This is a genomic window from Streptomyces sp. NPDC029159, assembly GCF_055564055.1.
The window spans coordinates 22,780-36,874 of record NZ_JBVHWT010000027.1; the positions used below are offsets into that span (position 1 = coordinate 22,780).

The window sequence follows — 14,095 nt, forward strand, 5'->3', positions numbered from 1 at the left end:
TTCGGGACATAGAGATGGGCGGACGGTAGCGTCGAAACGCACCGCCCGCCCGATCATCTGCGCGCTGTTCTGCTATGCCTTCTCGTCGAGGCTCGACACCGACCACAGGGCACCGGCCCGAAGCGGCCCCTGGTGCCGCACGAGCCGGTACGGGCCGTAGTAGCGGCCCATCCTGGCGTTCAGCCACTGCCCGAGCTGCCGAGGTACCGGCTTCTCGTTGCGGCTGTTGAGTGGCATGTCCTCGCTGACGTCGGAGTGCTGCAAGACCTCCTTGGTCGCCTTCGGGGCGCTGCCGTAGATCCGGTACCAGGTCGCCAGGAAGGTGTGCCACTCCCCCGCTTCCTCGTCCAGCTCGATCGCGGTCTCATCCCGGTTGGCCATGAACCCGGGGATGCCGGACCAGTCGAGCAGGCCGGCAACCGCGGACGTCCACTCCGAGTAGCCGCCCATCTTCACCGTGCGGCGTGGCGCCCCGGCCTGCGCCCACCCCGAGGCGAGGACCAGGAACGCCTGGAGGATCTCGGTGGAGTGCTCGCGCACCCAGATCTTGAAGTCGCCGATCGCGAAGTTGTCGCGCTGGTCGGGGTTGGGGCAGTCCGGGTCCAGGCGGACCCACAGGACACGCCGGGCCATGTCGCCGCCGGTCCGTAGGTTGTTACCCGTCGCCAGCCACAGGCGGTCGTTCGGCGCACCGACGTTCGCGGTCGATCCCAGGACGCGGTCCTCCCAGTACTCCTTGGTGAGGAGGTCGGCAAGGATCGGCGACTTGAGCGAGCCGCCGTTGTCGACGTTGTCGAACGTGATCACGGGGGCGCCAGTCTGAGTCAGCTTCGTCGTGATCGCCTTGCGCAGCTCGTCGGAGTTGTCGCGAGGCCAGGGCAGCGTGCCCATCCCGTACAACTCCTCGAACAGGTAGGTCAGGTACGACTTGCCGCTGCCCATCGTGGTCGCGGTGACCAGCCCCATGGGTGTGGGACACCGGATGTAGTGCCGCAGGATCGGCGCGAACGCCAGCGCCAGGTACTGCGCGCGGTCGCTGTCTTGTACCCATGGGAAGCCCGAGAGCATGAGCAGCAGCAGCTCGCGCGCCGCCATCACGTTGTCTGCCGTCGGCGAGTTCGTGACCGGACCCATCGAGCGCAGCTTCGGGAACAGGTAGATCCCCGTCACCGGGTCGTACCCCGGCTTCTGCAGAAGCGTGCCGTCCGTGCGCAGGATCGGCGCGGTCGCCACACCGTGCAGCTTCGGCAGCCGCCACTTCTCCCGACCGAGGATCGCGCTGCAGGTCCGGCCGGTGGGGTACTGCCGGACCTCCTCGAAGGTGCGGTTCGCCCCGCGGCCCACCGGCTTGAGCGCGTACGTCTCGACGTGCTCGGCGAACCACGACAGCAGGTTGTCGGAGGTGAGCCGGTGAATCTTCGGCTCACCCTTGTCGTCCGAGGTGACCCAGTTCAGGCCGCCGCTGCGGACGTAGAGCTTGGGCACGTCCGGGCCGTTCATGACGCGCAACAGCCGCTCGAAGGACTCCGCCTCGTTGGTGATGTCGATCTTCGGTTTGCCGGGCGGAACCATCTCCTCGGGCGCCAGCGCCTCTTCCTCTTCCCAGGTCGCGCCCTGCGCGGGAACTACCGTCGTCATGCGGCACCGCCGAAGCGGTGCGCGGTCGGCATGTAGCGCGGACGCTTCAGACCCGCGCGCATACCTGAGTCCAGGGTTTTCTCGATCTCGTGCGCGTACTCGGTGCCGAGCCCAGCCGTCGTCGCAGCCGCGGTCAGCTCCTCCTCGGCGACGACCTGGTCCAGGAGGCCGGCGGCGACGAGTTGCCCCGCGCGGTACGCCGCCTTGTTGAGCCGGTCGTTGCGCCCGGAGTTCGGGGGCATCGCCGCCAGCTCGCTGCACTCCGAGCGCAGGACTCCGGTTGCCCACCGTTGCTCGCGGGTGCCGCCTCTGCTCAGGACCTGCAGCCGGGCGTCGATCTCAGCCCGGCTCATGCGCTCCCCCGCTTTGGGTGGCAGAGGAGCAGTGGTGATCAGGGTCAGCAGCCAGTCGGGCAGCACCGCAGGCTGGGTGATGCCGTTCTCCAGGACGTACGACTTGCCGTCGACGACGGATCCGATCCCCACTACGTAGCCACCGGTAGCGCGGGTATCGATCTGCCACCCGATGGTCCGAGCGGTGTTGCGGATCCGAAGGCCGGTAGGGGCCCGGTAGATGAGATGACGCCCGCCGCTTGGGGTACGCACGGTCATGGTCGGTGTGATCGCGGCGCCGCGGGTGCGCTGGACGAGCAGGGCGAGCATCGTTGTGCCGTCGACAACCCCAGCGGCGGCGAATTCGGTAGGTGGTGCATCGCCTTCATGGGGGACGTCAAGGTCAACCGCGATCAGCTTGGATGGGCCGCAGGCGACGCCGATGTTGAAGGGGGCCCGGCTCCAAGTCCGGGTGATGAGATCGGGATCGAGGGTCGCGCGCTTCTCCCAGCTGCTCCACCGAGGCTCTTTGCCACCCACCAACAGAGGATGGACATGCATGCCTCGTGAGGCGTAGTGAAGGGCGCTGGCCAGCAATCTTTCCCGGGTGTGGCGGAAGGAACTGGTGTAGGTTGCCCGGCGGTGTGGCACCTGCGCAGAGCCATCTCGTACCCTCATGTTGAGAGCTCCTGAACTGTTCTCTCGACGTAGCCGGGACCGTCACAACCCCGGTTTGGATTGATGCCGAGGCGCCCCTGCCAGGGCGCCTTTGGCGATTGAGGGCCATCTTCGCCCCGTACTGATGGTGAACTGACGGTGGGGCCCGAAGTTCCGGGCCCCACCTTTGTCAGCTGAGCGTCGTGCTGAAGCGCAGCACCCATCCCGGACCCGGCCGGTGGACGGTCACCTCGACCGCGCGACCGTCCGCGATGTAGCCGACGTGGGTGATCTGCATGAGGAGGCTGCCGGCATCGACGCCGAACGCCTGGCTTTCTACCTGGCTTGCCTGGTACTGCTCGACCTCCTCGATGACCTCGGTCTGCTGGTATCCGGCTGCTGCCATGCGGCTGATGATCCCGCCCCGGCCGGAGTCGGGGGTCTCGATGCCGGCGGCCTCGGCGACATCCAAGGGGATGTATGAGTCGGCGAGCTGCACGAGCTGGTCACCGTCATACATGTGACGGGCCCGAATGAGGGTGGTGTCGGCCTCGGAGATGCCGAGGAGCGCAGCGACAGAGGAGGGGGCGGTGCCCCGGCGGACCTCGGTCTGAATGCGGGGGGTGCCGCCGAGCCGCTTGATCTCGGCGTCGAAGGCGCCGCGGCTCTCGCCGGACTCCCGACGCTCCTTCAGGTATCGCTCCGTCGCGTCACGGACGATGGTGCGCTTGGTGCTCAAGGTGGGGTCCTCTCTCAGGTTGCGGGCTGGTCAATGGGCCACTCGTAACTGAGCGACCACAAGGTGGTGGGGAGGATGTGGATGCAGACCTCGACAGCTCGGCTCTCAGCGGTGAGTCCGATGTGGGTGATCTCGTAGACGAGACGGGAGGAGGGGATGCGCAGGGCCTCCGCCTCTTCCGTCGTGGGCGACCTGACGTCGATTTCTTCTCGGATCCGGATCTGAGCGTGGCCTGCTTCAGCCAGTCGTGACTTGCTTCCGCCCTCGCCGGTGTCCAGTTCTTCGAGCTGGGTGCCGAAGGCGACGTCTCCAGGGAAGTAACTGGTGGCGACCTGCACGACCGCGTCGTTCGCACGCATGGTGCGTGCGCGAACCAGGACCTTCGACGAGTGGTGTATGCCCAGGATCTTTGCCACACGAGAGGGCGGCCTGCTGCGACTGATCTCCGTTTCGGAGTGAGGAGTCATGCCAAGCCGGGCAATTTCGCTGGCGAATGCGCCGCGGGCGCCGTCGGCCTCACGAGCGGGCTTGATGTACCGGGCGGTGCCGTCTCGACGGATCCGCCCGAGGATCGGTGCGACGAATGTGCCGCCGCCCCGCCGGGAAACGACCAACCCCTCATCTTCCAGGGCTTTGTAGACATCGCGGGCCGTCTGGAAGGCGATGCCCTCAGAAGCTTGGAGGTCGCGGATCCGCGGCAGGGGTGCCCCGGGCGGATACGAACCCTTCTGGATCTTGTCTCGAAAGTCAGCGGCGAGCCGCTGAACCTTCGAGAGCTTGTGCTCCTCCATGTCTGCTCCCTCATTGCGCCGAACGTTGTCCGCTACCTCAGTCTGACAGAACTAGTTCTGCGCGAGGAGCTGGGTTGACCATACCTTGCTTCCGTGTCGACGCAAGTCATAGAACTAGTTCAATTTTCGGGTGGCGTGACCTCCTGAACTAGTTCTATTGACAGTGGCTCCGGAGCGTGCCTTAATCGTCACGTCGCACCCTAGAACTAGTTCAGCGGGGGGCGATGAAAGGCCCGGTCACGCCTTATGCCGCCGGGTCACAGCCATGCCTAGAAAGAGGTGTGGCCCCGAACGCCGGTGGGCGGCAATCGGGGCCACGGGGCCGTTCCATCGAGAGGAGCACGACCCATGAATGAGTCTATGTGCCGGACCGTACGTGAGGTGCACATCCCGTACATCGCGGTGCCGATGGCGGAGCCGACGGACGGGGACATCGACCTGATCGCCGTCGAGCGGGCGGTCAACGGGGACATCGACCCGGCGTCGCTGACGCGCGATGAGCGGGTGGTGGCCGCGCGGCTCTTGTTTGAGCACGGGGTCAGCGACCCCGATGCCGCGATCCGCCTCGGGATGTCGAAGTGCACGATCTTCGCGTGGCGGAAGCGCGGCTGGCCGATGACGCCGCCGCCGGTGCCGAAGGCGTGCGGTACCCCGCAGGGCTACCGCCAGCATCTGAAGGAGCGGACGGCGACCTGCGCGGCGTGCCGGGCGGTGCACAACCGCCAGGTCGCCCAGTGGTCCCGTTCCAACCGCGCGCCCCGCGCGGGGCGGAGGGCCGCGGCATGAGGCGGTTCCTCGCCCACCTGATCTTGTTCGTGCTGACCGTGCTGGAGATGACCCTCGGCGTGATCGCCGGAGTGGTGGCCCTGGTCAGCCTGATCACCGAGGCGGCCGCCCGCGCGACGGCGATCGGCGGCGACGCCTACGCCCGCCACGCCGGGCTCTCTCCCGTCTCCCCCCGACTTCGCACCGAGATGGCCACGGTCCTGTCCGGCATCGCGGCGACCCCCGCTGGAGGCATCAAGTGAATTTCCGTGAAGAGCGCCGCGAGGACCGCCGCCTGGAGCTGGAGGCCAGGCTCCAGAGCGAGAAGCAGCAGGCCGAGGCCGGGCTGGAGGAGAAGAAGCAGCAGGCTGAGCAGGCCCGGAAGGACGCGGAGGCCAAGCGCCGCCAGAAGGCCGCCGACAAGCGGACCCGCGAGCAGAAGAGGGAGCGCGCCGCCGAGGCCCGCCGGGCGAAGGTCGGCAAGCTGACTGGCTGGTTGAACCAGAACCCGGTCACCGTGTTTGTCGGGTTCGTCATGGTCTGCTCGATCGTCCCGGCCATCATCTCCCAGGTCGGCGCTCTGTCCGACGCCAAGGTGAACGTGCTCCTGGCCGCCCTGCTCTCGGCGATGCTGGAGGGTACCGCCTGGGCGCTGACGTTCATGGGCAAGCAGGCCGAGGACGCCGGGCGGCCGGCGGGCAAGTACCGGATCGCGACCTGGTGCACCGCGGCGCTGGCGGCCGGGGTGAACTACTGGCACTGGGCCAAGACCTTGCCGAACGACCAGTGGGTCGCGATCGTCTTCGCCTGCTCCTCCCTCATCGCGATCTACCTGTGGGACATGAAGACGCACGGCTCGCAGGGCCAGACCCGCGAGGAGCGCAGCCGGGAGAAGGCGCGCCGGAAGCACGCGAAGGCCCGGCGCAAGGACCATGAGGACATCGCCGAGGCGGCCGACAAGCTCCGCTCCGCGCTGGCCTTCGAGGAGATCTCGGAGGAGGAGGCGTTCCGCGCCGCGTGGCGTATCGCACGGGGCGCCGAGCCGGGTCTGTCGGCGGAGATCTACGCCCAGGCGGCCGACTCCCGGGTACAGCTCGGCGCGGCGGTCGAACTGGGCGAGCAGGTCCGCCCGGAGCTGGTCCGCGCGGGGATGCTCGCGTCCTTCTACAGCCCGTTCCGAGGGGGCCTGGCGGAGGGTGCCCCGGTGCTCGGTCCGACCCTTCCGGTGCCCGCTCTGCAGACCCCCTCCGAGGGCGCTACAGCCCTTGCGGGAATTGGGATGTACGGGTCTGGAGGGGCTGGCGAAAAAGCCCGCGAGAAGGACGGCGAGAAGGCTGCTGGGAACGCGGGCGGGAACGATGGCGGGAACACCCGCCGGGGCCGGTCCGACGAGGAGCTGAAGGCCCTCCTGCCGGAGGGGCTGAAGGCCGCCGCTGACCTCGTGGCGGAGGGCAACCAGATCTCTGCGGCCGCTCTGTCGAAGCGGGTCGGCATCCGCCGGGACGACGCCCGGCGCCTGCGGGACATGGTCATCAAGGAGCGCAAGCTGCGGGTGGTCGAGGAGACGCCGGCGGTGGCGGGGGCGGGGGCCTGAGATGACGCGCCGCAGGGCTGATCTGTGGGACCCGCTCGGGGAACGGCACGACGTGCCGACCTACCCCTGGGGTCTGGCTCCCGAGGGTTTGGCCACCCGCGCCCAGTTGGTGGCGCAGGGGCTGCGGCCCCGGGGGGAGGCGGCCGGACAGATCCTCTGGTTCAGCCGGAGGTCGTCGGCGCCGAGGTTCGCCCGGCTGTACCGGGTGGCCGAGGCGACGCCGCCGCGGCCGCGGTCGGAGCGTCAGATCGCCTCCCTCGCGGCGGCGCTCCGGGCCCGCCGGACCTGCCCGAGCTGCGAGACCGAGTGCCCGTACTACGTGCCGACGTCGATCGGCTACTGCAACACCTGCGCGGCCGCCCCGGCCGCCGCTTGATCCCCCGCAATTCGCGGGGCCCGGATCCCCTCTCACAGCGACCGGGCCCCGCTCTCCCGAAGGAGTGCACAGCATGACTGAGATGCCGATCGGCTCGCGCACCGACCGTCCGGACCTGGCCACCGTCACCCACCTCTTCCCTCGGCCGGCCGACGACGCGACACCGCCGCCCGCCTCCCCCGCTTTGGGTGGCACGACGGATGAGGCTCCCCGCCCGAGCGTGCCGGACTCGGCCCGACGGGTCCTCGAAGGCAAGGTCACGCTGGGCAAGGCGGCCGACGAGGTCGCGGAGGACGACCTCGACGCATGGGACGACCGCCCGCTGATCCCGGCCTGGATGAAGACGGCAGAAGGCTGGGCCGCCTACTCCGGGATGGCCTGGCGGGCCCGGGTCCGCGGCTACCGCCGTTGGGTTCGTCGGCAGCGCACGGAGCGGGGCCACCTCGCCCAGTTCCGGCGCGGCACTCGGCGGATCCACGACTGGGTGGTGGGATTCGAGGGCGTGCAGATGCAGGCGCTCGCCCACCAGGCACACATCGCGACGAAGGAGGCCCGCGCGGCATCCCGGGCCGCGCGGTTCACGCCGAGCGCGCTGGTGACGAAGAAGCAGGTCGCGCTGAGAGAGGCGGACCGGACGCAGACGGTCGCGCTCCAGGCGGTGGCGGCGCACAAGAAGGCTCGCGCTGACCGGAGGGCGGCACGCGCACTGAGGCTGGGCGCCGCATACGGACCGCCGATGGCGGCCCTGGGCGGCGGCTACCTCCAGGCCGGGTGGCTCGGTGCGGGCGCCGGGGCGGCTGCCGCATTCGCGGGCGGCGCCTTCGCGGGACGGAACATCGCGGAGCAGGAGACCGACTGGTCCTCGGACTGGCGGTCCTTCGGCGACGGCGACCCCATGACCGGCGGCATGCTGGATGAGGTATTCCGCAAGGCCAAGGTGATCGGCGCAGAGGAGTCGCTGCGCCTGGTCAAGATGCCGATGCTGGATGCCCGCGGAGCCTGGTCCGCAGTTGTTGACCTGCCCCCGGGAATTGCGGCGAAGAAGGCAATGCGCGCCCTCTCCGAAATTGCCTCCGCCCTCGGAGTCGAAGACGCCCAGGTCAATATGACCAAGGCGAAGGGGAAGGGGGCCCGGGCCGGGCGCCTGGAAATCTACGTTTCCAAGGACCTGCCCTTCACCGAGAGCGCTGCACCCGGGCCACTGCTTGCCCTGGAAGCGGCCACCAATTTCTGGGGACGCATCGCCATCGGGCCGGACGTGCGGGGCCTGCCCATCTCCATCTCTGTCGTCGAGCGTTCCGGCCTGGTGGGAGGCGAGCCGGGCGCGGGTAAGTCCGCCTCCGGAAACGTCATCCTGCTGGCCGCAGCGCTGGACCCGCGGGTCATTCTGTGGCTCGCCGACGGAAAGGGCGGCGGTGACCTGGAGCCATTCGAGGACCTGTGCGAATGGTTCGAAGGAGACGCCGACCCGGAGGCGTTCTACGAAATGCTCAAGGCCGCTGTCGCCGACATGAAGGCGCGATATGCCCTGCTCAAGAAATTGGGCAAGCGCAAGGTAACCGAGGAACTGGCGGACAAGCACCCGCAGCTGCGCCAGAAGCTTTTGTGGGTCGACGAGCTGATGTTCTACACAACGGACGACGAGTTCGGAAAGAAAATCACCAAGCTCCTGCGCAACCTGGTCTCCCGGGGCCGTGCGGCCGGGATCGTGACCTTCTGCGCCACTCAGAAGCCCGGGTCGGACGTGGTCGACACCAGCCTCCGGGACCTGCTGTCTATCCGGTGGGCGCTGCGCTGCACCACCCCCGAGGCGTCGGACACGATCCTCGGCAAGGGCGCGGCGGCGGCTGGGTACTCGGCGAAGACCATCGAGCCGGAGATGCGCGGCGCGGGTCTGCTGTGGGCGGAGGGCTCGAACCCGGTCCTGACCAGGGCCGACTACTACAAGGACGAAGAGGTCGAGCTGCTCTGCAAGCGCGCGTACGCCCTGCGCGAGGCCGCCGGCACTCTGCCCGACGGACCGACGACCCTCGCCGACCAGCTCCGGGACAAGGGCGAGGCCGACGCCGACGTGCTCGCCGTCCTGGTCGACGTCTTCACCGCCTACGACCAGGCGGCGAAGGAGGAGGACGCCGAGGCCGATGTGGACTGGCTGCCGGGCAGCGTCCTGGTCGACGCGCTGGCGGCGGCCGGGCTGGAGATCACCCCGGAGAAGCTGGGCCGCCTGGTGGTGCGCGAGGCCGACGAGAAGCGGAAGCGGGCCTGGGCCGACAGCACGTCCGCGCTCAACGGGTTCCCGCTCACGGCGGTGCTGCGGACGGTCCAGTCGAAGTACGGCCTGACGACCTGACGACCTGACGACCTGGATCCGACCCGGACGACATGCCGCTTTGTGCCGGTATGCCCCCGGACAGGGAGGCCGCCGACCCGGACGGAGACCGGGTGGACCTGGACGGGCCGCGTCCAGGTCCACCCGGGTCCCGTCCAGGACGCTCACCCCCTCTGACCTGCATCAACACGGCCGCCGTCCAGGTCTCTTCCAGGTCGGGAAGCGGAACAAACCCCCACAAATCCGAATCTGATGATGGAGGACCTGATGGGCACCGAGCCGGACCTCAAGCTCACCGGAGTGGCCTACGTCGACGACCAGCCGGTGCTGTGCCCGCACTGCGAGAGCACCGCACTCCAGATCTACAAGCGGGGCCCGCGCGAGGTGTGGCCGGCGTTCCTCACCTGCTTGTCCTGCGGCAAGGGCGAGGACCACCGGGTCATCACCAACGGCTTGGTCGACGCGGTCCTTGCGGCGCGGACGGGGAGGGCGAAGGCCGAGGACCGGGACACGTTCACCGCCGAGTGGCGCGGCATTGTGATGGTCGGCGAGCTGGTCCCGGAATTCGTCCTCGACGACGCGGTCGTGGTCATCAACACGGTGAAGGACGAGGTCACCCGGGAGACCACCGCCTGGTGGCAGGCGAAGAAGAAGGCGGGCAAGGCCCGGGTGAAGGCGGTGAAGAAGAACGCGCGGGACACCGCCCGCGGGGCCGCCCGGGAGGCGAAGGGACAGGTGTCGGCCCGGGCCCTGGGGGCGGCCTGGGCCCTGCAGACCGGCGGCGCCGGTGCGTCGGCCCGCAAGCCCCGCTCGCGCTGCACGGTCAAGGGCTGCCGGGGAGGCATGGTCACCCTGCGCACGAAGGTCCACTCCCCCACCGGCAAGACCCGCGAGATGCGCATCCCCTGTGGCGTCTGCCAGCGGAAGCGGTAGAGCCTCACGGCCCGACCCAGAAGTTTTTTTCGCGTCTGACCTGCAATAACGCAAGAAATGCAGACCAAGAGTCTGCGGAGCGCTAGACATGCCGACCTGGGGTCTGCATTATTGATTTATCGCCAGCGAGAAAGCGGGCGAGAAAGACAGCGAGAAGGGGATTTTCCTGTGACCACCACGCGTGAGCTGACCTCCACCACCACCGGCCCCGTCACCATCGACGTCCGTCACCTCGCCTTCGGCACCGTCACCGTCAAGGCCGAGGCGACCTGCACCCGCGCAGTCCTCACCCTGTCCACCACCGACGACGACGGCCTCGCCGCCGACACGGTCACCGACGCCGTCCTCACCCAGACCGGCAACACCCTGCGGGCCGAGATCGAGGGCACCGGCACCGACGGCGGCACCACGGTCATCACCCGCAACGGTGGCGGCACCCACGTCTTCCAGAACTTCGGCACGGTCTCCGGCTCCGTCACCGGGGCCGTCATCGTCGGCGGCAACATGGTGATCAGCGGCAACCACGTCGGCGGCGACATGATCGTCAACGGCGTCCGCGTCAGCGGCGGCCGCACCACCCTGGTCAAGGGGAGCGCCCCGATCGACGTCCTGGCGATCGTCCCGGAGGGCAGCTCCGTCACCGGGCGCACCCAGTCGGCCGACATCACCGCCCAGGGCGCGATCCTCAACGTCGAGGCCAACACCCAGTCCGGCACCGTGACGACCGGTCACGTCTCCCGGGTCACCGCCGACACCCAGTCCGGCGACGTCCGCATCGACCGGGCTGCCCGAATCAGCGCCCGCTCCCAGTCCGGCGACGTCCGCCTGGGCCGGACGGACTACGTCGAGGCCAACACCATGTCCGGCGACATCGCCATCGCCGACTTCGGAGGCACCGCCAACCTGGGCACCATGTCCGGCGATGTCCGCGTCCACGCCACCACCGGCGGCGACATCACGGCCCGCACCATGTCCGGCGACATCACCGTCACCGCCACCGAGGCCGCCCTCGCGGACAACCTCACCATCGAGCCCCGGACCATGAGCGGCAGCATCCGCACCCCCCGCTCCGACCGCGGCGCCGCGCCGCGCCGCCGCCGCTGACCTCGCCCCGGGGCGGCCGCCATCCCGGCCAGGAATCCGCCGGCCGCCCCGGGCCCCGCTCCCGATCCGCAAGAACGCCAGCGAAGGAGAAGGTCTATGACCACCCAGGACACCAGCTTCGAGATCGTCACCGTCGACGGAACGGTCTACCGCAAGGGCGAGGCCGCCCCGCACGGCACCGTCAGGACGCGGACCGGCGCCAGCGTCAGCGTCATCGTCCAGTCCTACGACGAGACCGGGGACTGGATCGACATCGAACTCTCCGACGGGTACACGCTCTCCCTCCCCGAGGCGCGCATCGCCCACGTGCTCACGCACACCGCGTGATCAAAAGCTCCGGACCCGCACAGCGGGGAGCCGCGACGGCGCTGGATCGACTCCGGCCCGGGGCACGCAAAACCGCCAGCAACCCGCCAGCGAAAACGCTGGCCGACCGAGAGGAACCCGCTATGGCCACCATCGACTTCGCCGCCTTCGCCCGGTACACCGACGACATTGCCTTCGCCGCCGAAGCGGAGCCCGCGACGACGCTCGCGGACTTCATCGGCCAGCTCGACAAGGCCGCCCGCAACCTCGGCTACTACGCGGGGATCCCCGGCGCGGAGGAGCTGGAGATCGCCGCGCAGTACCTCAGCGACGCCATGGACTCCGAGGGCGCCGAGCGCGAGGTCCTCCTGAAGCGGGCGGTCCGCTGTCTCAAGGACGCCACCGACATGGTCGACGAGTACCGGCTCATGGTCTGACCATCCGACAGCGGAAAAGACAGCGAGAAAGTCAGCGAAAAGAAAGGGAGAGGGAATGCGGGACATCCTGACCAACGTCGTGATGCGTCTCTTCGGGAAGAGCTGGGCCTACGAATCTGCCGACGAGGTCCGCAACGCCATCACGCAGGACACCATCGACGGCGCGGTCAAGCGGGCCGGCATCCACGCCAAGCGCGCTGCCCGGCTCACCGACCCGCTCGCCTTCCAGCCCGGCCTGGTCGGGCTCCATGACGAGCTGGAGGACATCTCCTCCTACCTCACCGCCCTGGCTGACCAGGCCGCCCGGCTCGGCCACGACGACCTCGCCGCCCGCCTGACCGAGGCCATCGACGCCGCGCACACCACGGCCGCGGACGTCTCCCGAGCCGCCGTGGCGACCACCACCTCCAGGGCGCACCGCATCTCAGGGCACTAGCTCTCCCTGCTCAATCCGACAGCGAAAAAGCCAGCAGATAAGCCAGCGAAGGAGCCCGCGTAAAATGCGCAACCGCCTGATGACCGCCCTGGTGACCGGACTGCAACGCCTTACCGGCCAGCCCAGGTCCCGCTTTCTCGTCGACCGCGACGACCTGGAGTACGTGCTCGCGGAGCGAGCTTACGACCAGTCTCTCAAGGCGCCCCGCCGCACCCGCGGCGTCGCCCGACTGGAGACACCTCTCGACTACCAGGCTGGCCTGGTCGAGCTGCACGCCGACCTCTACGGCACCTGGACCGCCCTGGCGGCTCTCAGCTCCCGGGCCAGCCGCCAGGGACACGAGGCCCTGGCCGCTCACCTGCGTACCGCCACCGAGTCGATGACCAACGCGGTGCAGGCGGTCGCCGACAGCGCTGAGGCCACCCTTCCCGTCGTTCAGCTCCCCCTCCGCCCGTAGCTCCGCCCCGGGGCGGCCGCCATCCCGGCCAAGGTCCGCCGGCCGCCCCGGGCCCCGGTCCCGCTCCGCAAGGGCAGCGGGGGGATGCTCATCATCATCTCCCAACCCCGACACCGAACGGAGCCCCCGAATGCCTCGCCCCGACGCCGAGACCCGCGCCGCCGCCAAGGCCCGCATCGCCGAGATCAAGGCGGAGCGCGACTGCGCTCACGCCGCCGCCGAGAAGGCCAAGGCCGACGCCGACGAGGTCATGTGGAAGGCCATCGCCGCCGAGCTGGACGCCGGTAGGGCCCTCCAGCTCGACGCCTCTGAGGCCACCCAGTTCTCCCGCGACCACATCGCCAAGCGCACCAAGAAGTACCTCCAGAAGTGAGACCTGCCCCGGACCTTCGGGTCCGGGGCCCCGCACCGAAGGGCCACCGCCGTGACCGAGATCGACCGCCGCCCCCTCACCGAGCCCGAGGCCGCCGCCGAGGCGCAGCGCATCCTCCAGGACTGGGCCTCCCCGGCCGCGACGCCGGTCGCATACCGCGACACCAGCCCGGTGCCCGCCTACGGTGACGCCGCCCCCGTCGCACAGCCCGACCGCCGGGCCGTGCCGCAGTGGGCCACCGGCGTCGCGGTCGCATCGGTCGGCATCGGCGCCGGCGCCACCGGCGTCGGCTGCGCGGGCTGGCTGATCGTCCAGGGCCTGTCCTCCATCACCATCTGGGGCGTCCTCGCCATCGCGGCGCCGTTCGCCGGGCTGGCGGCCATCGCGCTCGGCGTCGGGGCGGCGGCGTCCCGGCTCAAGGAGACGTCCTCCACCCACACTCACATCTACGAGGGCACGGTCATCAAGCAGACCGACGTCGTGAGCCACACCACCGGCCGCATCCTCAGCAGCGCCAAGACAGAGATCAAGGGCGAATGATGATCACGCAGATGCGCACCGAGCGCTACGGAGTCCAGGTCCACGAATTCAGCGAATACCAGCTGGCAGCGCGCACGCAGGACGTGCGACGGGCGCTCGCGGCGGTCAACGCGCACCACCGCGCCGTCCACGGCGAACCCCTCACCCACGGAATGCACCTCATCGTCGAGCAGGACCTCACCATGGGCTGGGCGGTCTTCGACGGTCCGGACGTCCTGGCGCTCGACGACGCCAGCCACCCCGACGCTGTCCCGGTCATCTGGATCGACTACTGAGGGCCGGCGGCGG

Annotated in this window: 18 protein-coding genes; 14 read left to right on the top strand and 4 right to left on the bottom strand. The window is 69.4% G+C overall.

Going from position 1 to position 14,095, the window contains the following annotated elements:
* Positions 1–72 precede the first annotated feature (72 nt).
* From ACZ4U4_RS30645 to ACZ4U4_RS30660, 4 genes are all read right to left on the bottom strand, one after another.
* Positions 73–1,638, bottom strand: a complete 1,566-nt coding sequence (locus ACZ4U4_RS30645; RefSeq protein ID WP_467881158.1) for a hypothetical protein — start codon at positions 1,636–1,638, stop codon at positions 73–75.
* Positions 1,635–2,648, bottom strand: a complete 1,014-nt coding sequence (locus tag ACZ4U4_RS30650; protein WP_467881161.1) for a bifunctional DNA primase/polymerase — start codon at positions 2,646–2,648, stop codon at positions 1,635–1,637. The genes ACZ4U4_RS30645 and ACZ4U4_RS30650 overlap by 4 nt, the downstream gene beginning before the upstream one ends.
* Before the next feature lie 169 nt (positions 2,649–2,817).
* Complete coding sequence (locus ACZ4U4_RS30655; RefSeq protein ID WP_467881164.1) at positions 2,818–3,366, bottom strand: UTRA domain-containing protein; 549 nt, start codon at positions 3,364–3,366, stop codon at positions 2,818–2,820.
* Between the two features lie 14 nt (positions 3,367–3,380).
* A complete protein-coding gene (locus tag ACZ4U4_RS30660; protein WP_467881166.1) occupies positions 3,381–4,157 on the bottom strand; it encodes a GntR family transcriptional regulator in 777 nt (258 codons plus the stop codon).
* Positions 4,158–4,505: 348 nt separating this feature from the next.
* Between ACZ4U4_RS30660 and ACZ4U4_RS30665 the strand changes: the two genes are divergently transcribed.
* From ACZ4U4_RS30665 to ACZ4U4_RS30730, 14 genes are all read left to right on the top strand, one after another.
* Positions 4,506–4,943, top strand: coding sequence for a helix-turn-helix domain-containing protein (locus ACZ4U4_RS30665; RefSeq protein WP_467881169.1), 438 nt, complete (start codon positions 4,506–4,508; stop codon positions 4,941–4,943).
* On the top strand, positions 4,940–5,185 hold the full coding sequence (locus ACZ4U4_RS30670) for a hypothetical protein (RefSeq protein ID WP_467881171.1): 246 nt from the start codon (positions 4,940–4,942) through the stop codon (positions 5,183–5,185). Before ACZ4U4_RS30665 ends, ACZ4U4_RS30670 begins: the two co-directional genes overlap by 4 nt.
* Positions 5,182–6,516: a DUF2637 domain-containing protein gene (locus ACZ4U4_RS30675; RefSeq protein ID WP_467881173.1), complete on the top strand. Its 1,335-nt coding sequence runs from the start codon at positions 5,182–5,184 to the stop codon at positions 6,514–6,516. Before ACZ4U4_RS30670 ends, ACZ4U4_RS30675 begins: the two co-directional genes overlap by 4 nt.
* Position 6,517: 1 nt before the next feature.
* A complete protein-coding gene (locus tag ACZ4U4_RS30680) occupies positions 6,518–6,892 on the top strand; it encodes an RRQRL motif-containing zinc-binding protein (protein ID WP_467881176.1) in 375 nt (124 codons plus the stop codon).
* Positions 6,893–6,965: 73 nt separating this feature from the next.
* Entirely contained in the window at positions 6,966–9,242 is a 2,277-nt protein-coding gene (locus ACZ4U4_RS30685) for an FtsK/SpoIIIE domain-containing protein (RefSeq protein ID WP_467881179.1), read from the top strand.
* Between the two features lie 246 nt (positions 9,243–9,488).
* Positions 9,489–10,154 carry a hypothetical protein gene (locus ACZ4U4_RS30690; RefSeq protein WP_467881182.1) on the top strand — a complete coding sequence of 222 codons (666 nt, stop codon included), beginning with the start codon at positions 9,489–9,491 and terminating at the stop codon, positions 10,152–10,154.
* A 168-nt stretch (positions 10,155–10,322) separates the two neighbouring features.
* A complete protein-coding gene (locus ACZ4U4_RS30695; protein ID WP_467881185.1) occupies positions 10,323–11,258 on the top strand; it encodes a DUF4097 family beta strand repeat-containing protein in 936 nt (311 codons plus the stop codon).
* 96 nt (positions 11,259–11,354) lie between these two features.
* On the top strand, positions 11,355–11,585 hold the full coding sequence (locus tag ACZ4U4_RS30700) for a hypothetical protein (protein ID WP_467881187.1): 231 nt from the start codon (positions 11,355–11,357) through the stop codon (positions 11,583–11,585).
* Between the two features lie 122 nt (positions 11,586–11,707).
* The gene (locus ACZ4U4_RS30705; RefSeq protein ID WP_467881189.1) at positions 11,708–12,001 is read left to right on the top strand and encodes a hypothetical protein; all 294 of its coding nucleotides are present in this window, start codon (positions 11,708–11,710) and stop codon (positions 11,999–12,001) included.
* 55 nt (positions 12,002–12,056) lie between these two features.
* Entirely contained in the window at positions 12,057–12,437 is a 381-nt protein-coding gene (locus ACZ4U4_RS30710) for a hypothetical protein (protein ID WP_467881191.1), read from the top strand.
* 64 nt (positions 12,438–12,501) lie between these two features.
* Positions 12,502–12,894 carry a hypothetical protein gene (locus ACZ4U4_RS30715; protein WP_467881193.1) on the top strand — a complete coding sequence of 131 codons (393 nt, stop codon included), beginning with the start codon at positions 12,502–12,504 and terminating at the stop codon, positions 12,892–12,894.
* Positions 12,895–13,024: 130 nt separating this feature from the next.
* Entirely contained in the window at positions 13,025–13,267 is a 243-nt protein-coding gene (locus ACZ4U4_RS30720) for a hypothetical protein (RefSeq protein WP_467881196.1), read from the top strand.
* 51 nt (positions 13,268–13,318) lie between these two features.
* The gene (locus ACZ4U4_RS30725) at positions 13,319–13,807 is read left to right on the top strand and encodes a hypothetical protein (RefSeq protein ID WP_467881199.1); all 489 of its coding nucleotides are present in this window, start codon (positions 13,319–13,321) and stop codon (positions 13,805–13,807) included.
* Entirely contained in the window at positions 13,804–14,082 is a 279-nt protein-coding gene (locus ACZ4U4_RS30730) for a hypothetical protein (protein ID WP_467881202.1), read from the top strand. Before ACZ4U4_RS30725 ends, ACZ4U4_RS30730 begins: the two co-directional genes overlap by 4 nt.
* The last annotated feature ends 13 nt before the right edge of the window (positions 14,083–14,095 follow it).